The organism is Ensifer sp. Root278 (assembly GCF_001429285.1).
In the GTDB taxonomy this organism is placed as follows: domain Bacteria; phylum Pseudomonadota; class Alphaproteobacteria; order Rhizobiales; family Rhizobiaceae; genus Ensifer.
The window spans coordinates 676,388-695,290 of the sequence record NZ_LMJJ01000040.1; the positions used below are offsets into that span (position 1 = coordinate 676,388).

At 63.9% G+C, this 18,903-nt stretch carries 14 protein-coding genes and 1 riboswitch; of the genes, 9 read left to right on the forward strand and 5 right to left on the reverse strand.

Annotated elements, in window-relative coordinates; translation table 11 throughout:
* Nucleotides 1-9: 9 nt before the first annotated feature.
* Nucleotides 10-306 (reverse strand): hypothetical protein, encoded by a 297-nt coding sequence (locus ASE60_RS25080; protein WP_057254026.1) that lies wholly within the window; start codon nt 304-306, stop codon nt 10-12.
* 483 nt (nt 307-789) lie between these two features.
* Here ASE60_RS25080 and ASE60_RS25085 point away from each other — a divergent pair, with 483 nt between their 5' ends.
* The gene (locus ASE60_RS25085; RefSeq protein ID WP_057254028.1) at nt 790-2,565 is read left to right on the forward strand and encodes an SLC13 family permease; all 1,776 of its coding nucleotides are present in this window, start codon (nt 790-792) and stop codon (nt 2,563-2,565) included.
* A gap of 81 nt (nt 2,566-2,646) precedes the next feature.
* On the opposite strand, the gene aspT (ASE60_RS25090) is transcribed toward ASE60_RS25085, so the two are convergent.
* From aspT (ASE60_RS25090) to ASE60_RS25105, 4 genes are all read right to left on the reverse strand, one after another.
* Complete coding sequence (aspT, locus tag ASE60_RS25090; protein ID WP_057254030.1) at nt 2,647-4,326, reverse strand: aspartate-alanine antiporter; 1,680 nt, start codon at nt 4,324-4,326, stop codon at nt 2,647-2,649.
* Between the two features lie 268 nt (nt 4,327-4,594).
* Nucleotides 4,595-6,247, reverse strand: coding sequence for a bifunctional aspartate transaminase/aspartate 4-decarboxylase (locus tag ASE60_RS25095; protein WP_057254032.1), 1,653 nt, complete (start codon nt 6,245-6,247; stop codon nt 4,595-4,597).
* A 60-nt stretch (nt 6,248-6,307) separates the two neighbouring features.
* The gene (aspT, locus tag ASE60_RS25100) at nt 6,308-7,996 is read right to left on the reverse strand and encodes an aspartate-alanine antiporter (RefSeq protein WP_244495700.1); all 1,689 of its coding nucleotides are present in this window, start codon (nt 7,994-7,996) and stop codon (nt 6,308-6,310) included.
* Between the two features lie 520 nt (nt 7,997-8,516).
* Nucleotides 8,517-8,810 carry a DUF1330 domain-containing protein gene (locus tag ASE60_RS25105; RefSeq protein WP_057254033.1) on the reverse strand — a complete coding sequence of 98 codons (294 nt, stop codon included), beginning with the start codon at nt 8,808-8,810 and terminating at the stop codon, nt 8,517-8,519.
* Nucleotides 8,811-9,025: 215 nt separating this feature from the next.
* Nucleotides 9,026-9,242: riboswitch (cobalamin riboswitch) on the forward strand.
* Nucleotides 9,243-9,346: 104 nt separating this feature from the next.
* On the opposite strand from ASE60_RS25105, the gene ASE60_RS25110 reads away from it, so the two are divergent.
* The 8 genes from ASE60_RS25110 to ASE60_RS25145 all read left to right on the forward strand — a co-directional run bounded on the left by ASE60_RS25110 (nt 9,347) and on the right by ASE60_RS25145 (nt 18,848).
* Nucleotides 9,347-9,760 carry a DUF1636 domain-containing protein gene (locus ASE60_RS25110; protein ID WP_057254035.1) on the forward strand — a complete coding sequence of 138 codons (414 nt, stop codon included), beginning with the start codon at nt 9,347-9,349 and terminating at the stop codon, nt 9,758-9,760.
* 76 nt (nt 9,761-9,836) lie between these two features.
* A complete protein-coding gene (locus ASE60_RS25115) occupies nt 9,837-10,643 on the forward strand; it encodes an ABC transporter ATP-binding protein (protein WP_057254451.1) in 807 nt (268 codons plus the stop codon).
* Complete coding sequence (locus ASE60_RS25120) at nt 10,640-11,593, forward strand: ABC transporter substrate-binding protein (protein WP_057254037.1); 954 nt, start codon at nt 10,640-10,642, stop codon at nt 11,591-11,593. Before ASE60_RS25115 ends, ASE60_RS25120 begins: the two co-directional genes overlap by 4 nt.
* A 3-nt stretch (nt 11,594-11,596) precedes the next feature.
* Nucleotides 11,597-12,664 carry an iron ABC transporter permease gene (locus ASE60_RS25125; protein WP_082616066.1) on the forward strand — a complete coding sequence of 356 codons (1,068 nt, stop codon included), beginning with the start codon at nt 11,597-11,599 and terminating at the stop codon, nt 12,662-12,664.
* Between the two features lie 229 nt (nt 12,665-12,893).
* A complete protein-coding gene (locus tag ASE60_RS25130) occupies nt 12,894-13,454 on the forward strand; it encodes a DUF924 family protein (RefSeq protein WP_057254039.1) in 561 nt (186 codons plus the stop codon).
* A gap of 201 nt (nt 13,455-13,655) precedes the next feature.
* Entirely contained in the window at nt 13,656-16,394 is a 2,739-nt protein-coding gene (locus ASE60_RS25135; protein WP_082616118.1) for a mechanosensitive ion channel domain-containing protein, read from the forward strand.
* A gap of 167 nt (nt 16,395-16,561) precedes the next feature.
* Nucleotides 16,562-16,840, forward strand: coding sequence for a hypothetical protein (locus tag ASE60_RS25140; protein WP_057254041.1), 279 nt, complete (start codon nt 16,562-16,564; stop codon nt 16,838-16,840).
* A gap of 451 nt (nt 16,841-17,291) precedes the next feature.
* On the forward strand, nt 17,292-18,848 hold the full coding sequence (locus tag ASE60_RS25145; protein WP_057254043.1) for a caspase family protein: 1,557 nt from the start codon (nt 17,292-17,294) through the stop codon (nt 18,846-18,848).
* Nucleotides 18,849-18,903: the final 55 nt, after the last annotated feature.

An 18,903-nucleotide genomic window follows, 5' to 3' on the forward strand; every position in this document is an offset into this window, starting at 1 on the left:
CGAAATGCGTCAGTCAAAATCGAAAATATCATCCGGCTGCCAGCGCCGGCTGGTGAGGCGCAACGACCGGTCCGGCTCGATGATATAGGTTTCGTAGACCTTGCGGCCGTACTGGTCGATGAACTGGTGCGGCACGATGCTGCCGACAGGCGACTTCGTGAGCTTGGTGCGCGGCTGGCCGCCATAGGTGATGCTGCCGGGGATCGGCTCGAGGTTCGACGAATAGCCGTAATAGCTTGAGCCGCCGCTTGCGGTACAGCCGCTCAGAAGCAGAACGACGGAGAGGGCGGCAAGGGCGTTTTTCATGTCGGCGATCCTCGGTTACGGGTGCGCTTGGTAGGGGAGGCGCAGTCAGGTTCCTCGCCTTCAAATGGACTACGGAACGCGCTGCAACACTTTGATCTATTGTACAATTTCCTGATGCAAATCCAAGGGCTCGCAATTATCTAGGCAAGCCTAGCGCCTGCTTCGAGCAAGCCTGGGGCGACGCGGTGGAGGAAGCAGATGGTCCGCTGGCACCGGCGGCAAAAGCGGCGGCCAAGGCGCTCCAACACCCTTTGCTAAAGTGTAGGGCGGCAACGGTGTTTTCCAAGTCGGCAACGTCGCGTGAATGCCTTGCGGTCGCTGGAGAATTTCGCCTTCGTACCCAGATTTGTCGCTGAGCCGGATTCCGGTGCGGAGAAAGATGCGTTACTTCTCTCGTGAACGTTCCGGCGGATCGCGCGTTTCGGCCTTGCGCCAACTGCACGTTCCGTCCCGCCCAGTCCTTTCGCCGAACCCGGGTATTGCATGACCGCCGAACAGTCTCTCGCGTTTATCGTCATCGGCGCCATGATGGTCTTCTTCATCTGGGGGCGGTTTCGATACGACGTGATCGCCTGTTCTGCGCTGATGCTGGCGGTGGCCGTCGGCATCGTGCCTTACGATCATGCCTTCGACGGTTTCAGCGACGACATCGTCATCATCGTCGGCAGTGCCTTGATCGTCAGCGCCGGCGTGGCGCGCTCAGGCGTGGTGGATGCGGCGATCCAGCGCTTCCTGCCCAATATCTCGTCGGTCCGGGCCCAGCTTGCGCTGCTGGTCATCACGGTGACGGTGCTTTCCGCCTTCATCAAGAATATCGGGGCGCTGGCGATCATGCTGCCGGTCGCCTTCCAGTTCGCCCGGCGGTCGAATGTCCAGCCTTCGGTCTTCCTGATGCCGATGGCCTTCGGTTCGCTGATTGGCGGGCTGATGACGCAGGTCGGCACCTCGCCGAATATCGTCGTGTCGCGCGTGCGTCAGGAACTGACCGGCGAGAGTTTTACGATGTTCGACTTCACGCCCGTCGGCGCGACCTTGGCGCTGGTCGGCTGCATCTTCCTGCTCTTTGCCTACAAGCTCGTGCCGCAACGGACCAGCAGCCAAGTTTCGGTTCATTCGGCGATCGAGATTACCGACTATACGTCGGAGGCCGTCGTTGCTGCCGGATCTCCCGCGATTGGCAAGTCACTCAGCGCTCTGGTCAAGCTCGGCGATGGCGGTGCCGTCGTCATCGCCATTTTTCGCCGCGGCCTGCATCTGGCGCCGCTGCCCGACATCACGCTTGAAGCCGACGACATCCTGCTGCTTGAAGGCGGGCCGGGGGCGCTCGATCGGATTGTCTCGCAGGCCAAGCTGAAGATCGCCGGAGACCGCTCGCCGGGTAGCCGCGAGAAGGCAGGGTCCGAAATCGAGGCGGTGGAGGCGGTCGTCGGCAGCGGTTCGCCGATCGAAGGCATGTCGGCGCAGCGCCTGGCGCTGTTCAACACCCACAATATCAACCTGCTCGCCGTCAGCCGCCAGGGCGAAAGGCTGAAGCAGCGGCTCGGCAGCATTCGTCTGAGAGCCGGCGACGTCATTGTGTTGCAAGGCGCGCGGCGCGAATTGACGTCTTTTCTGCAGGACTTCGGCTGCCTGCCGCTCGCGCAGCGCGAGATCCTGCTCGGCACCACGCGCAAAGCGCCGTTGCCGCTTCTGGTCCTGGCCGCCGCCATGGGCTCGACGGCAGTCGGCCTCGTGCCGGTGCCGATCGCCTTTTTCGCAGCGGCCCTTGCCATGGTCATCTTCCGCATTATTCCGTTGCGCGACGTCTACCGTTCCGTCGACGGGCCGATCCTCGTGATGCTGGCGGCGCTGATCCCGGTCAGTGATTCCCTGCGCACGACCGGGGGGACGGAAGTCATTGCAGGGTGGCTCGGTACGGTTGCCGCCGGCTTGCCGCCGGCAGGCGCGCTGACCATCATCCTGATTGCGGCAATGGCGGTCACACCGTTCCTCAACAACGCCGCGACCGTGCTGGTCATGGCGCCGATCGCCGCGAGCTTTGCCGGTGCGCTCGGCTATCGGCCGGAAGCCTTCCTGATGGCGACCGCCATCGGCGCCGGCTGCGATTTCCTGACGCCGATCGGCCACCAGTGCAACACGCTGGTCATGGGTCCGGGCGGCTACCGGTTCAGCGACTATCCGCGCCTCGGCCTGCCGCTCTCGCTCGTGATTGTCATCGTCAGCATACCGACGCTGATGGTGGTCTGGCCGCTGCGGTAGTTTCCTGACCTAAAGTCAGGCCGCTCCGTGCATGACGCAGCAATCGGCCGGCACGGCATGCTGACGTCGGCGGTTTAGACGCTACCCAAGAACCGTGACAAGCACAGCCCCCCAGAGCGCCAGGAGCACGTTGCCGATCGCATAGCCAAGGCCGTAGCCGAGGGTTGGCACTGGGCTGCCGGCAGCCTCCTGCACGGCGGCGAGCGCCGGCGCCGAGGTTCCAGCGCCGCAGCAGGTGCCGGCGAGCACGCCTTCGTTCATGCGGAAGACCCAACGGCCAAGCGCAAGTGCTGCGAGGTGCGAAATCAGGCAGATCAGCAGACTGGCGATCACGAGCGCCGGACCGGACTGAACGAGGCCCGTGACGAAGCTCGGGCCGGCCGAGATGCCGACGCAGGCGATGAAGGCGCAGAGCCCGACGCTGTCGAAGAACCAGAGGGTTGCCTCCGGCACGAAGCCGAAGGTGCGCCGGACCGAGCGCAGCCAGCCGGCGACGAGACCCGCGATCAGGACGCCGACCGCAACGCCGAGGCCGATTTCAAGGGCTCCGAGTTTCAGCGCGGGTATGCCGATGAGGCCGCCGAGGAAAATGAAGACGCCGACATAGACCATGTCGGTCGCCGTCGTCTTGCGATCCGCATAGCCGAGCCGGGCAGCGACATCCTCCACATGGCGCCTGGCACCGGCGATCGACATCACGTCACCCCGGCGGATTGTCAGCCCGGGGAAAATCGGGATCGGCTGGCCGGCACGCAGGATGCCGCGCAGGAAGACCGAGCGCGCCTCGGGCTGCTGCTTGAGCTGCCAAAGGCGTTTGCCGGCGACGTCCTTGTTGGTCACCACCACGTCGAGAATTTCGACCGGAATGTCGAGAAGCTCGCGGTCATCGATCTCGGTGCCGATCCGGCTGGCATATTCCACCAGGAAACCGCGAAGCCCGGCGACCGCAATAATGTCCCCGGCCTGCAGTCGCTCTTGCGGGGCGGGGGAGATGATCTCATTGCCCCTGCGAATCTGCTCGATATAGGCCTTCTGATGCTCCGGGACTCGCGCCTCCGCTTCCGCCACGGTCAGGCCGACCAGATTATCGGCGATCTCAAAGGCGCGCGCTTCGATCTCGCGGCGGGCGGTATCGCCGCTGTTCTCCGGGGCGATGTTGAGTTCGGCTTCGAGCTCGGCGCAGGCTTCCTTCAGGCTGCGGCCGAACATGCGCGGTGCGAGCTGCGACTGGACGAGGATCGCGGTGACGACGCCGACGAGATAGGCGACCGCAAAGCCGGTGGCCACGGCGGATTCGAATTGGGTGACGGCTTCGGGTGTTGGCGCCGTCTTGCGGAAGGTGTCGATGGCGACGCCGACGGTCGCCGATTCCGTTGCCCCGCCCGCAAGGACGCCTGCGGCCGTGCCGAGATCGAAACCGAACAGGATCGAAAGAAGGATCGCCGCCGCGAGCGCCGCGACGCAGAGCGTCACCGTGACGGCGATCTGGGGCAGGGCATCGGCATTGAGGCTCTGGAAGAATTGCGGGCCGGTGCGGTAGCCGATGGCGAAGAGGAACAGCAGGAAGAACGCCTGCTTCACGTCGTTCGACAACACGGCGCCCGTCTGTCCGATCAGCACGCCCGCCAGCAGGCAGCCGGTAACGGCGCCGATGGTCACGCCGAAGATGGTGATCTTGCCGACGGCGTAGCCGATGCCGAGCGCGAGGAAGAGGGCGAGCTCCGGATGCGCTCTGAGGATGCCGAACAGGTGATCGATCACGCCGCTTTACTCCCAACTCCATGCCGAAGGGGCGCCTTCAGCCTGATGATGCGCTGCTCACTTGCCGGCAGGACCCTGCCGGAAAATCCGGGGTGGCTGGGTAACAGGGCGTCTGCTCACGCCCTTCTGCATGTGTCCTTCAATCGTCGCCGCTTGAAGGACAAAACATGCAGCATTCGAAAATGCTACAGCGACCGTTGCGCGTCTAATTGGACGCGCGGCGCTGCAGGGGGAGGCGGCCGACGGGTTTGCCGGCCGCTTTGCTCGGCTAGCTGATCTTCAGGCCCTTGGCCGCCTGGTAGGTCTGCACGTAGCCACGCGCCACGGAGCGCACGGCACGGCCGATCTGCGAATAGGCGTCGTCATTGAGGTTGGCGAAGGAAACGCGCGCCGACCAGTTTGGCGCGTCGAAGCCGGAGCCGTTCAAGAGAACGATGCCGTGATCCTCGGCCAGTCGGAAGGGAATGTCGAGCGGATGGATGTTGTCCTTCACCCATTCGACGACATCCTGCCCGACATATTTGCGCAGCCAGAACTCGAAATCGATGATGCCGTAATAGTGGTCGAAATAGATGCCCGGGTTGGACTCGACGCCCATGCCGTTTACGAGGTTCCAGAACCGCTTCGTGCAGATGGCGATGCAGGCCTTCTGGTAGGCCTTCTCGACATCCATCAGCTCGACCAGGCTGAAGAGCGACATCATCACCTGCTGGGGAAGCGACAGGCCGGCGGTGTGGTTCAGCGCCACGTCGCGGCTGTCGGCGACGATGCGGTCGATGAACTTCACCTCGCGCGGCTTCGGCGTCATCGCCTTGTAGCGCTTTTCCAGAAGCTTTTGGATCGGCTCGGGATGCGCCTTGATCCTCTCGTCGAAGATATTGTCCTGGGCAACGGCCACCACGCCGAGGCGCCAGCCGGTGCAGCCGAAGTACTTCGAATAGGAATAGACGCCGATGGTGTTGCGCGGCAGATGGCCGAGCAATGACTGGAACCCCGGGACGAAGGTGCCGTAGACGTCATCGGTAAGGATGATCAGATCGGGACGCTTGTTGTTGACGAGATCGACAAGGCGCTTGATCGAATCCGGATCCATCGCGACGGCGGACGGGTTGCCGGGGTTGACCAGGAACAGCGCCTTCACCTCGGGGTTTTCCAGCGCCTTGATGTCATCGTCGGTGAACTGGAAGCGGTCTTCCTGCTCGGCGCTGACATTGATGGTCTTCAGCGTGTAATCCTCGAGCTGCGGCATCTCGAGATAGGGCGTGAAGATCGGCGTTCCGAGCGCGATCGTGTCGCCGGCGTTGAGGATGCGGGCGTTCTTCAAGGCCTTGAAGATGTAGCACATGGCGGCGGTGCCGCCTTCGACCGGGTAGAGGTCGAATTTCACGCTTGGCCGGTGGCCGGCGCACATCGCCCACATCAGATATTCGTGGGTGATGATCTCGTTGTGATGCAGCGCCCGATCGGGGACCGGATAGTTGTCGCCGATGATCGAGTCGGTCAGCTCATGCACGAATCCATCCGGGTCGAAGCCGAAGGTGTTGATGGCATAGGCGACGGCGTCACCGAGGGTTTTGGCGGCCGGGACGCCTTCGTCTTCCTCGTCCACGGTTTCCGTGCTTTGAAGCTGTTTCTTGATCCACTTCTGGAACCGCGCATGCGCTCCGTCCTGGGGCGGCATGCCGGCGACACCCGCCTTCGGATCGTAGTAGGCGCGTTTCGCCTCCGTCAGGGCGAACTGGCCGAGCAGGAAGAAGGCTTCGCGGGCCCGCGTTGCCGTCCAGTTCGGGTTGCCGCGGCCGGCATTGAGGAAGGCCTTGGCGGATTTCTGCGAGCTCGTCTTGGCGAGCTTGATCAGTTCGTCCTTGATCTCGAACGGGCTGAGATCGGAAATGCTGTCGTAGAATTTTCTGTCCAACATGATCCACACTCCCTGTGATCTATGAAATTGGAACAATGGTCTCGGTTCTGCCTGCCCGCCTCAGGCAAGCATGATGACGATGACGAGGCCGAAGATGGTGAGCAGCGTGTTGCCGATGGCGTAGGGCATGCCGTAGCCGAGTGCCGGCACCTTGCTCTTGGCCGCCTCCTGGATCATGCCGAGTGCGGCCGTCGTGGTTCTGACGCCGGCGCAGGCGCCAAACAGGATCGCCGGGTGGAACTTGAAGACATAGTGGCCGATGAGCACCGAGGCGATCATCGGGATGGAGGTTGCAACGACTCCCCAGATGAACAGCGAAATGCCAACCTCCTGGAGGCCTGCGACGAAGCCCGGTCCGGCGCCGATACCGACCACGGCGATGAAGATGTTGAGGCCGAGCGTGTTCAACAGCCACAGCGCCGGCGACGGGATGCGGCCGAAGGCGGGGTAGGTGGTGCGCAGCCAGCCGAGCACGAGACCGGCAAGCAGGGCGCCGCCTGACGTGGATAGCCCGATCGGAATACCGCCGATCGTTATCGTCAGCGCCCCGATCATCGCGCCGATGAACAGACCCCAGCCGAGGAAGGCGATGTCGGTGGTTTCGACCGGGCGATCGGCAAAGCCGAGAGCCTTGATCGCCGCTTCGACGTGCCTCCTGGCGCCGCCGATGGTGACGATGTCGCCACGCTCGACGGTCGTGCCGGGAAGGACCGGGATCTCGACCAGCGAGCGCACGATCTTGCGGGCATAGACGCCGCGCGCCCAATCCATCGTGCTGACTTCGGCGAGTGTCTTTCCGGCCAGCGCCTTGCTGGTCACGTAGACGTCGACGATCTCGGCCTCCGCGTTCAGAAGCTCCTTGTCCTCGACCTCCGTCAGCTTGCTGTCCAGGTTTTCGACGAGCAGGGCGCGCCTGCCCGAGAAGGCGACGACGTCGCCCGGCTGCAGCACGGTGTTGCCATCCGCTTCGATGATCCGATCGCCTCTTCGCAGGCGCTCGACGAAGACGCGAATGCCGGGAAGCAGGTTCTTGACCGGCGTTCCGGTTAGCCCGCTTGCTTCGTCGATCCGATAGGCCCGAAGGCCGAAATCATGATAGGCGCGGGTGATGCCGGGTTCGCTGCTCTCGGTGCCGCCGCCGAGCTTGGCCTCATACTCCTTGCAGGCCGCCGGAAGATCGATGCCGAGAAGTTTTGGGCCAAGCTGGGCGAGGATGATGGCAGAGCCGATCGTGCCCCAGATGTAGGTGACCGCATAGGCAATCGGAATCTGGTCGGCAAAGGTCTTGGCCTGCTCCGGCGTCAGCCCGAGCGAATTGATCTGGTCCGTGGCAACGCCGATCGCAGCCGAGATCGTCTGCGACCCGGCATACATGCCGGCGCCGTAGCCAAGCGGAAGCCCGGCGATCAGCGCGCAGAGATAGGGAACGATGAGGCACAGCACCAGGACAGACAGCGCAAAGGCAATCTGCTTCGGCCCATCGGTGCTCAAGCCGCGCACGAATTGCGGGCCGACACCGTAGCCGACGGCGAACAGGAAGATCAGGAACAAGGTGGACTTCAGATCACCGGAAACCTGGATGCCCAGCTGCCCGATGAGGACGCCCGCCAGGAGCGTGGCGGTGACGTTTCCGAGATTGAACCCCGCGACCTTGATGGGTCCGATCAGGAAACCGATGCCGAGGGCGAGGAAGACAGCGACCGGAGGATAGGTCCGAAGCGTCTCGACGAAGAAGTCAATTGGATTCACTGCCATCCCCTTTAGAAAGTTGCGTTGCCATCACTTCATTTCGGGACCTGCGCGGCTAAGTTGATTTTATCGGTGGCTTGTCGATGCCCAATCCTAGCTTTGGCAATTGTCGCTTCGGCTGCTGATTTTCTCAACGGCCTTGGGGTTACGTGAGCGTAACGTACGTTAAATTTCCGGCTTTTGCGCGCAGTGGGGGCTGATGAGCGCTGCGCGGCACCGGTCCGAAAGCGTCGGGCCGGGCGGTCGTGCGAAGGCAAGTTCGAGAGGGTGGCGGCGCGCCGGTCGCGATGAAGGTACACGGTCCCACCACGGCGGATTTCGCCGGCTATTCAACTCTGACGTTGTATTTTTATGTTATCGCATAACGGATGGACATGACGAAACGCCGCATGTCGATGGACCCGGAGCACATGCCCCGCAGTTGCTTCATCCGCGCGCCGCGAAGCTTGAAGTGACGGGGGCGCTCATCCGTTCGTTTCACGAGCAAGGCCGGCAATTGCGGCCAGTCTTGCGCTCCGCTTCAGATGGCGACGCCTTCGAGTGCTATGATCCGTGTCCTGGCACAGCGCTCACGGATCGTCTTCAGGCGCTGATACTCCGGCGATTGGTACCAGGAGAGCAAGGCTTGCATGTCCGGGAACTCGAGGATGACGAGCCGGTGCGGTTCCCAGTCGCCTTCAAGCACCCGGGTTGCGCCACCGCGGCCGAGATAGCGCCCGCCATAGCGGGCCTCCGTCGCCGGCACCTCTCTTTTGTATTCCTCGAAGGTCGCTGCATCGGTGATATCGACATCGGCGATCAAATAGGCAGCCATGGCAGAGCTCCTTTCCCGACAAGCCAAGGAGCAAGGATACGCCGGTCGTCGCCGTCAGGCGAGACTCTCGCCCGCGGCGGCCGGCAGGGTGACTTAGGATCATTACCTTGTTGGTTGTTGTTATGTTATGTTATAACAGTCAGTACATGACGAAACGCCGCATGTTGATAGATCCCGGCCGCCCGACCCCATCGGTTGTATCCGCTGCCGATTCATGCGAGGAAGAGCGCGATGGTGCTGCGTCCGCGACAATGCGGAGGCGGCTGAAAAGGGAACACGGAACGGACGACCCTGACGGGACCGAAACCGTGGCTGCCCCCGCAACTGTGAGCGGACAGCGCATTCACACCATGTCACTGGCCAATGGCCGGGAAGACGTGGATGCGCCGCGACCCGCGAGCCAGGAGACCTGCCATCGAACCGATCAACCACAACGGACGGGGTGTTCCGATGGAAAAGAACTGGCTTTCGCGCGACGGTCATCCGTCATCCTGCCGCTTCGCCATCTCTTGCCGTCAGTCCGGCGGAGAGAGAAAATGGCTGAGCCGACTTCCCGACAGCATAAGATAACGGTCTGCACCGATTGCCGTTTTACCGGCGGCCCCTGCATGCCGGGCGCCGAGCTGATAAAGCGTCTTAACCGCAGCATTGCCGCCCTCGGCGCGCCGCTCGATCGTGATTTCTCGATTGCCGGCACGGTCTGCATGGCGGCATGCACGCGCCCCTGCACCATCGCCTTCCAGGCGACGGGCAAGGCGACCTATCTCTTTGGCGACATTTCGCCGGAAGAGGACATCGACGATCTCGTCCGCTTTGCCGCCACCTATGTGGAGCGCGGCGACGGCATGACGCGGGCTGCCGAACGGCCGCGCGGGCTGAAGGGCAAGACGCTCGCCCGCATCCCGGCGGCCATGCTCGTCTCCGAAGACGTTGCGGGCCATTTCCAATGAGCGCGACACGCATGCGCTCAAGCGCGTTTGGTGCGTCGGGGATGGACGCGTGGCGCTGCCGGGGTGGGATCAGACCATGACCTGCACCGCAACAGGAGCCGCCCTTCGCGTTAAGGGGCTTTGCTGGGGGCCGCGCCCGGGGCTGACCCTGGTCGACGACATGGACTTCGCGATCGAGGCGGGCAGCCGGCTTGCGATCCTCGGGCCGAACGGGGCCGGCAAGACCTCGCTCTTACGCTGCCTTTACCGGGCGGTGCAGCCGAATGCGGGCCGCATCGAGGTCGACGGCGTCGACCTGTGGTCGATTTCGGCGCGCGAAGCGGCGAAAACGATCGCCGTCGTGCTTCAGGAAATGCCCGGCGATTTTCCCTTCAGCGTGCGCGACGTGGTGATGATGGGCCGCATCCCGCGGCGGGAGGGGCTCAACGGCTGGACGGACACCGACCGCGAGCGGGTGCAGCATGCACTCTCCCATCTCGATCTCGCCCATCTGGCCGGCCGCCAGTTCTCGACGCTCTCGGGCGGCGAGAAACAGCGGGTGCTGATTGCCCGGGCGCTTGCCCAGGAGCCGCGCATCATCATCCTCGATGAGCCGACCAACCATCTCGACATCCGCCACCAGCTCGAAATCCTCGAGCTGTTGCAGACGTTGAAGCTGACGATCGTATCGACGCTGCACGACATCAATCTCGCCGCCGAATTCGCGACTGACGTGGCGATCGTGACGGCGGGGCGGCTCATCGCCTTTGGCACACCCGACGCGGTGCTGAGCCCGCGGGCGCTGTCCTCCGCCTTCGGTGTCACCGCCACCGCCCACAGCACCGCCGTTGCCGGCACCGCCCGTTTCTCCTTTTCACTTCCTCGACAGGGATCCATTTCATGAAGATCAACATTGCCTCCTCTGCCTTCCTGTTTCTCATCGCCCCTGCTGTGCCGGCGCTCGCCTATCCGGTTACCGTCAAGAGCTGCAACCGCGAGGTGACCTTCGATGCTGCGCCGAAGCGGGCGATCGCCAACGACGTCAATCTGATCGAGATGATGCTGGCGCTGAAGCTGCAGGACCACATGGTCGGCTACACCGGCGTTTCCGGCTGGAAGACGCTGGATGAAAAGCTGCGCGAAGGTGTGAAGGAACTGCCGGAGCTTGCGGAGAAATATCCGACCAAGGAAGTGCTCCTCAACGCCGACGCCGATTTCTTCTTCGCCGGCTGGAACTACGGCATGAAGGTCGGCGGCGAGGTGACGCCCGAGACCTTGGCGCCGTTCAAGATCGGCGTCTACGAACTGACCGAATCCTGCATCCATGTCATGGCCAGGGAAAAGCCTACGATGGACGACATGTTCGTCGATCTCCTCAACCTCGGCCGCATCTTCGGGGTCGAGGATCGCGCCGAGGCGCTGGTCGACGGCTACCGCCGCCAACTGGCCGCGATCACCGAGGCAAATGCCGGCCGTGAAAAGCCGACGCGCGTCTTCGTCTATGATTCCGGCGAGGAAAAGCCCTTCACATCAGGCCGCTTCGGCATCCCGACGGCGATGATCGAGGCGGCCGGTGGCGCCAACATCATGGACGACGTCGACAAGAGCTGGGTGGAGGTCTCCTGGGAGCCGGTGATCGATCGCAATCCGGAGGTCGTGGTGATCGTCAACTACGGCGAGGTGAAAGCCGAGGACAAGATCGCCTTCATGAAGAACAATCCGGCCTTCGCCACTATCGATGCGGTGAAAAACGACCGCTTCGTGGTGCTCGATTATGTCGAGGCGACGCCGGGGCCGCGCAACATCGACGCCATCGCCCGGCTCGCCAAGGTCTTTCACGGCGAGGGCCTGTAACCGATGCTGGCTGAGGATACGTCGCCTGGTCCCGCTGCCGTTTCGCGGGTTGTTCCCGTTCGGGTGATCCGCGGCGGGGTCGGGGTGTTTGCGGCGTTGCTGCTGCTTCTCCTGACCGTGACCGCGGGCGTGTCGCTCGGCTCGGCGCCGATCCCGGTCACCACCGTCTGGTCGATCGTCGCAAGCAAGCTCGCGCCCGGCAGCGTCGAGGCCTTCTGGTCGGCGGGGCGCGAAAGCATCGTCTGGGACGTGCGCCTGCCGCGGGTCATGCTGGCGGGGCTTGTCGGCGCCGGATTGGCGCTGACAGGCGCCGTGCTGCAATCGGTCACGCGCAATCCGCTTGCCGATCCGCATCTGCTCGGCGTCTCCTCGGGCGGCGCGCTCGGGGCGATCGTCGCACTGCTCCACACCGGAATGATCCTCGGTCTTCTCACGGTGCCGCTCTTTGCCTTTGGCGGCGCGCTGCTGGCAACCGTGCTGGTCGCTTTCGTTTCCCGCGCTCTAGGCACCAGTGCCGATCGCCTGGTGCTTGCCGGCGTCGCCGTCGCCTTCGTGCTGACGTCGATCGGCAATCTCATGATCTTCCTGGGGGATCCGCGGGCGACGCACACGGTGATCTTCTGGATGCTCGGCGGCCTGGGTCTCGCGCAATGGCCGCATCTCATCTATCCGGCGCTCGTGCTGTCAGTCTCGCTCGGCTGGCTGGTCGTCCGATCGCGGGAAATCAACGCGCTTGCCATGGGCGACGAGACGGCGATGACGCTCGGCATTCCCGTGCGCCGCTTCCGTCTGACGCTCTTCGTCGTCACCGCGCTCCTGACCGGGGTCATGGTGGCCTTTTCCGGAGCGATCGGCTTCGTCGGGCTGATGGTGCCGCATTTCGTGCGGCTCTTTGCCGGCAGCGACAATGTCCGGGTCATCCCGTTTTCGGCCTTCTTTGGCGCCTTGACGCTGATCATGGCCGACCTCGTGGCCCGCGTCATCATGGCGCCGGAGGACATGCCGATCGGCGTCGTTACCGGCATTGTCGGCGGCATCGCCTTTGTTGCCATCCTCACGCGGCGCGCGTAAGGCGTGCATCGACATTGGGCATGCATGGAAATGGGCCGGTCCGCGCCTATGTCTTAGCGCATGTCTCCTTGAATCGAACTCGATTTAAGGACAAAGACATGCAGAAAATCAAAGTGCTACAGCGACCATTGCGCGTCTGATAAGACGCGCGGCGCTGTAGCGCATGCATGGCTGCCCGATCAGGCCTCGAAAGGGGCAGGACCGGCAGAAGAGCGGTGCGAGGGAGCAAATGACGAACGAAGTTGAAATCTGCACGCCGGATGACGTTTTGAGCTTCTGGTTCGGCGAGCTCACCTATGACGACTGGTTCACGATGAGCGGCGAACTGGATAAGGCCTGCATTCGTCGTTTCCAGGCATCGCACCTGGCGCTTGCCCGCGGGGTCAGCGAGATCTGGCGCGCAACGCCGGAGAACCGGCTGGCGGCGATCATCCTGCTCGACCAGATGCCGCGCAACATGTATCGCGGCACGCCGCTTGCCTTCGCGACCGATTGCCTGGCACTGCACGAGGCGAAGCTTGCCGTCGGCATCGGTGCCGACATGGCGATCAAGCCGGAAGCGCGCGCCTTCGTCTATCTGCCGTTCGAGCATTCGGAAAACCTGACCGACCAGACCATGTCGGTGAAGCTTTTCACCGAACTCGGCGATGCCGACTATCTCGACTATGCCATCCGCCACCGCGAGGTGATCGAACAATTCGGCCGCTTCCCGCACCGAAATGCGCTCCTGGCCCGCGTCTCGACAGACGCCGAGCTTGCCTATCTGGCACAGCCCGGCGCCGGCTTCTGACGAAAAATCCGGCGCTGGAGCGCAATTGGCGGCGTCTTTTGCATCTTTCCGCCGTCTTTCGTATTCACACCGCATTGTGACGACCACTGACGCGATTCCGCACCATGGTCTCAACCTGCAAGGATCATGAAATTGCGTTCTGTCGGAAAATTGCCTGCCATTCTCGTCTGCCTGCTGGCGCTTGCCGCCGCCGGCCCGGTCATGGCGCAAGGCACGACGCAACCGGCACAAGGTACGACCCAGAGCGCAACTCAGCCAGAGCAGAAGGCGACGCCGGCTCAGCCGGCCCAGACCGCAACGCAACCAGCCGGCAAGGCGGCGGCACCCGCGCAGGATGGTGCGCAGCCCGCTGACAAAGGCGCGGCACCCGGCGGCGCGACACCCGGCGCTGCCACCCAGCCGGCCGCGACGGCGGTTCAGCCGGCGCAGACGGCAACCCCGCCGGCCGGCGAGGCGGTTCCGGAGGATGCCACGCCGCCGGCCCAGAGCCAGGCGGCCGATCAGCTTTCCAAGGCCGCCGAGGATCTCAAGCGGCTGACGGACCTCGTCGACAAGGCCAAGGACGACGACATCGTGCTTGCCGACCTCAAGGTTCAGGTCGACGCGCTCGCCAAGCAAATCATCGGCGTGTCGGTCTCGACCCGGCCGCGCCTCGACGAAATCAAGGGGCGGCTCACCGAACTCGGCGATCCGCCGGCCGAGGGACAGCCGCCCGAAGCCGACATCGTGACCGCAGAGCGCAAACGGCTGATGGCCGAGCGCGGCGCCATCAACGCGCTCACCGGCGAGGCCGAGGGTCTTTCGATCCAGGCGACGAAGCTTTCCAACACCATTACCGCGACAAGGCGGGCGCTGTTTTCCAACACGCTGCTGAAGAACACCGAAGTCTCGACCGGCATGTTCGACGACGCTCTGACGGCGACGGCGGACGAAACCCGCGTGCTCTCGCGCAGTGTCGGGAGCTGGCTGAGTTTTGCCTGGAACTACAAGCGCGTGCCGCTTTTGACGGCGCTGTTCCTGTCGCTGCTGGCGGCGCTCGTGTTCCTTGCCGGCAGCCGCAGGCTCTTTCGCCCGCTGATCCAGCATGACATTACCGATGAGGAACCGAGCTACTTCCGCCGCCTGTCGGTCGCCTTCTGGTCCACGCTGATCCCGACGATCGCCTCGGCCGCCTTCGCGATTTCAAGCTTCCTGTTCCTGCGCGGCTTCAACGTGCTGCGCTCCGACATCGCACCGATCATTGCCATTACGCTGGGGGTGGCGGTGGTGGTGTTCTTCGTGACAAGGCTCGCCCAGGCGGTGTTGTCGCCGCGCGATGCGCGCTGGCGGCTCGTCAGGGTTTCCGATCGCGGCGCCAGGATGCTGATGATCGCGATCTTCGCCATGGCGCTGGTCAACGGTCTTGATTACCTGTTCGGCGGCGTCAGCGAGGCGCTCGGCTCGCCGGTGGTGCTGACCGTCGTCAAGAGCTACATCGCCTCCATCGTCATCGGGCTCATCATCATGGCGTCGGCCTGGATCAAGCCGACGCTCAGAAAGGACGAGTCCTTCGATGCTCATGGCCGCGCCTGGCCGCGGCTGGTGTCGTTCGCGCTGCTTGCGACCGGGGCCTTGCTGATCATTGCGGCCGTCTCCGGCTATGTCGGTCTCGCCCGCTTCATCGCCACGCAGATCATCATCACCGGCGCGATCCTGGTGACGATGTATATCGGCATTCTCACCGGCCGGGCCGTGGCCAAGCAGGGTGCGTTTGCCGAGACGGCGGCCGGGCGCTATCTCGAGCGCCGCTACAATCTGGAACAGGTGGCGCTCGACCAGATCGGTCTTGCCGCGGGCCTCAGCATCTATGCCCTGGTCGTGATGGTCTTCATCCCGCTGATCCTCTTGCAGTGGGGCTTCCAGGTCGCCGACATCGAGTCCTGGGCCTACCGGATGGTGACCGAGATCAGGATCGGCTCGATCACCATCTCGCTGGTCGGCATCCTCGCGGGCGTCCTGTTCTTCGCGCTCGGTTTTGCGGTCACCCGCTTCGTGCAGCGCTGGATCGACGGCAACATCATGGCGAGAAGCCGGGTCGATGCCGGCGTGCGCAACTCGATCCGCACCGGCATCGGCTATACCGGCGTCGGCCTTGCGTGCCTCATCGGCCTCTCGGCAGCGGGCATCGATCTCTCGAACCTCGCGCTCGTCGCCGGTGCTCTCTCGCTCGGCGTCGGTTTCGGTCTGCAGAACATCGTTTCGAATTTCGTGTCGGGTCTGATCCTGCTCGTCGAGCGGCCGTTCAAGGTGGGCGACTGGATCGTCAGTGGTACGACGGAAGGCTTCGTCAAGCGCATCTCGGTACGCGCGACCGAGATCGAGACCTTCCAGCATCAGTCGATCATGATGCCGAACTCGCTGCTGATCAACGCCTCGGTCGGCAACTGGACGCACCGCAACAAGCTCGGCCGCTCCGAGATCGCCGTCACCGTCACCTATGCCAGCGATCCGCGCCGGATCATGGAACTGCTGTCCGAGATCGCCGCCGCCCATCCGATGGTCTTGAAAAACCCTTCGCCGACCGTCGGTTTTACCGCCTTTGGCGACGAGCGCATGACCTTCGAGCTCCGGATTTACGTCGCCGACGTCTTGACCGGCGGCGGCGTGCGCAACGACCTGCGCGTGTCGATCTACGAGCGTTTCCGCGACGAGCGGATCGGCGAGCCGTTCCCGGTCAAGATCGAGGACGTGCCGGTCGAGGACCAGACCGGCATCGAAAGCCACCACCCGGAAGAGGTGGGCGAACCGAAGGGCGCCACCTCCGCCGAGGCAAGAGCGTCGGCCAAGGCGACGGCTTCAGGCAAACCGGCTGCTTCCGCAGCGCCGCTCAACGAGGAACGCGAGGCAGAAGAAACGGGCAGTCGCCGAACCGCCAGCCGCCGCGCAAACCCGAACCGCTGATAAACGGAGCGTTCAGCCGCTATTCAGCCGGCGTGCCATAAAAAGCATGCAATTCTTCTGGTGACCGATTACGTTGTCATCGGCTGAAGAGGTGGCCGGCGCAGCGTCGCGAAACCGACGGGGCGGCCGGCTCGGCGAGAGGGCGGCGCTTCGCGCGCCGATGGGCAATGAAGAAATCTGTGATTGCTTTGCTTTCCGGCGTACTGGTGGCCTACGTGCCTATGGCAGGCGCGGCCAGTGCCGCGACGGTCACGAACAAGGACAGCGAGACCGCCGTCCTGGTCGTCGTCGAGGGCGAAAGCCGCATGGAAGTGGCGATCGCCGCAGGCGCCACGGAGATGATCTGCCCGAGCGGCTGTTTCGTGACGGCGCCGAGCGGCGACCGCATCGGCCTGCAGGGCGACGAGAATGTCGAGATCGTCAACGGCAATGTCGTGGTGAAGTAACCGGAAACCAGCCACTGAAGGGCGCGGACTCTTCCGCGCCCCTAGAGCGCCGTGCGTTCAGACGAACGCGCAAAGGACGCTCTAGTACTTTGATCGTAGAGCATCTTTCCGCTTCAAGTGATTCCACTCGGACGCTCTATAGCGCAGCAGTTTCAGACGAACGCACAAAGACGCTCTGGCTCTTGAAGTCGAGAGCAGTTTTCCGCTCTCAATGTTTCCACTTGAGAGCGGAATGCATTGGCGCCCACAGCTAATCACGGCGCGCCAATCCCATTGGATGGCGAATGAACCGGCACTCCCGCCCGTCAATACGACGAGAGACGGGGTGGCCCCGGCGAATGCCTTTGCCATCCCATCGAAGCGCATTGACACGACCCATGCCCGGTAGCACGCTCGGCTGTTCGGCCGACGTTGCTCGCCACGGTCGTTCGCGCATTGCGGGAGGGGAACCATGCCATTCCTTCGCATCGCCTTGGCCGTCCTATTGGTGTTTTGCGCCACGCAAGCGTTTGCCGAGAAGCGCGTGGCGCTGGTCATCGGCAATTCCGCCTATCAGCATGTGGCGGCGTTGCCCAATCCCGGCAATGACGCTGCCGACATGGCGGCCAAGCTCGAAGGGCTCGGCTTCGAGGTGGTGACCGGTGTGGATCTCGACCTCTCGGGCGTGCGGCGCGTATTGCGCGATTTCGTCGACCGTCTCGATGGCGCCGATCTGGCGCTTTTCTACTATGCCGGCCATGGTCTTCAGGTGGACGGCGAAAATTATCTTGCCCCTGTCGACGCCAAGCTCGCCTCCCATGTCGATCTCGATTTCGAGGCGGTGCCGATGAACCTGATCCTGTCGGCGATGGAGCGCAGCACCAGGGTCAATGTCGTGCTGCTTGATGCCTGTCGCGACAATCCGCTCGCGGTCAATCTCGCCCGCTCCATGGGCACCCGATCGGCCTCGGTCGGCCGCGGACTTGCCAAGGTCGGCACCGGCATCGGCACGCTGATCGCCTTTGCCACCCAGCCCGGCAATGTCGCGCTCGACGGCAGCGGGCGAAACTCGCCCTTTACATCGGCGCTGCTCAAGCATCTCGGCCAGCCGGGACGCGACATCACCCGCGAGCTGATCGAGGTGCGCCGCGACGTTCTTGCGGCAACCGGCGGCAAGCAGGTGCCCTGGGACAATTCCTCGCTGACCGGCGAGGTGGTGCTGAAGCCTGCCGATGGCGGCCAACCGGCGTCGGTCAGGGAGCCGGCGACGGACCAGACTGCTGAGCTTGCCTATTGGGAAACGATCAAGGATGGGACGGAGCGCGATCTGTTCGACGCCTATCTGCAGCAATATCCCGATGGTGCTTTCGCATCCCTGGCGAAGGCCAAGATCCGCATCATCGAGCGGGTCTCCGCCCCGGCAACGGAGGGCGTTACCGACGTGCCCGCCGGCCAGGCCGTGGCGGCCGTTGATCCGGCCGCAGCCGCAGCGGGTACCGACGATCGCGCCTTGACCCGATCGATCCAGCAGCAGCTGAACCGGCTCGGCTGTCGGGCCGGCAGCGAGGATGGGCTGTGGGGCGCCGGCAGCCGCAAGGCGCTGGAGGCATTTGCCAGGCACAGCAAGGCTGAACTCGCAACGCTCGAACCTTCCAGCGACGTGCTCGAGCGCCTGAAGGCCGAGAAGGCGCGGATCTGCCCGCTTGCCTGCGCGCGAAACCAGGAGGCAAAAGACGGCCGTTGCGTGACGATCCGGCGCGAGGCCAAACTGCCCGAGCCGAGCGCGACCCAGGGCACCGCCAAGACACCGGCGAAGAGCACCGGCACGCGAGCGATCAGCCCGCCGGCCGAGCTGAAAAAGAAGAGCTTTGCCGGCTGCCCCGACAATGCGGACGTCGCCTTCCGGCAGATGTTTTCCCGCGGCTCTGGCCGCGGCAGGACGACGATAGCCGCCACGCACTCCTGCGGTCGTGCCTTCGCCTGTTACCGGGCGGCAAGGGGCCAGCCGTGGGATTGCGGCTGGCGGTGAGGCTGCGTGTGGCAAGCGGCGATCCGGGCGCTGCGGCGTTAGCTGGAGCGTCTCA

Coding starts and splice junctions, on each gene's coding strand:
- ASE60_RS25115 (WP_057254451.1), top strand. CDS start 9,837: ATGACCTGCACCGCAACAGGAGCCGCCCTTCGCGTTAAGGGGCTTTGC.
- ASE60_RS25105 (WP_057254033.1), bottom strand. CDS start 8,810: ATGGCTGCCTATTTGATCGCCGATGTCGATATCACCGATGCAGCGACC.
- ASE60_RS25095 (WP_057254032.1), bottom strand. CDS start 6,247: ATGTTGGACAGAAAATTCTACGACAGCATTTCCGATCTCAGCCCGTTC.
- ASE60_RS25125 (WP_082616066.1), top strand. CDS start 11,597: ATGCTGGCTGAGGATACGTCGCCTGGTCCCGCTGCCGTTTCGCGGGTT.
- ASE60_RS25130 (WP_057254039.1), top strand. CDS start 12,894: ATGACGAACGAAGTTGAAATCTGCACGCCGGATGACGTTTTGAGCTTC.
- ASE60_RS25145 (WP_057254043.1), top strand. CDS start 17,292: ATGCCATTCCTTCGCATCGCCTTGGCCGTCCTATTGGTGTTTTGCGCC.
- ASE60_RS25080 (WP_057254026.1), bottom strand. CDS start 306: ATGAAAAACGCCCTTGCCGCCCTCTCCGTCGTTCTGCTTCTGAGCGGC.
- ASE60_RS25120 (WP_057254037.1), top strand. CDS start 10,640: ATGAAGATCAACATTGCCTCCTCTGCCTTCCTGTTTCTCATCGCCCCT.
- ASE60_RS25085 (WP_057254028.1), top strand. CDS start 790: ATGACCGCCGAACAGTCTCTCGCGTTTATCGTCATCGGCGCCATGATG.
- ASE60_RS25110 (WP_057254035.1), top strand. CDS start 9,347: ATGGCTGAGCCGACTTCCCGACAGCATAAGATAACGGTCTGCACCGAT.
- ASE60_RS25135 (WP_082616118.1), top strand. CDS start 13,656: ATGGCGCAAGGCACGACGCAACCGGCACAAGGTACGACCCAGAGCGCA.
- ASE60_RS25140 (WP_057254041.1), top strand. CDS start 16,562: ATGAAGAAATCTGTGATTGCTTTGCTTTCCGGCGTACTGGTGGCCTAC.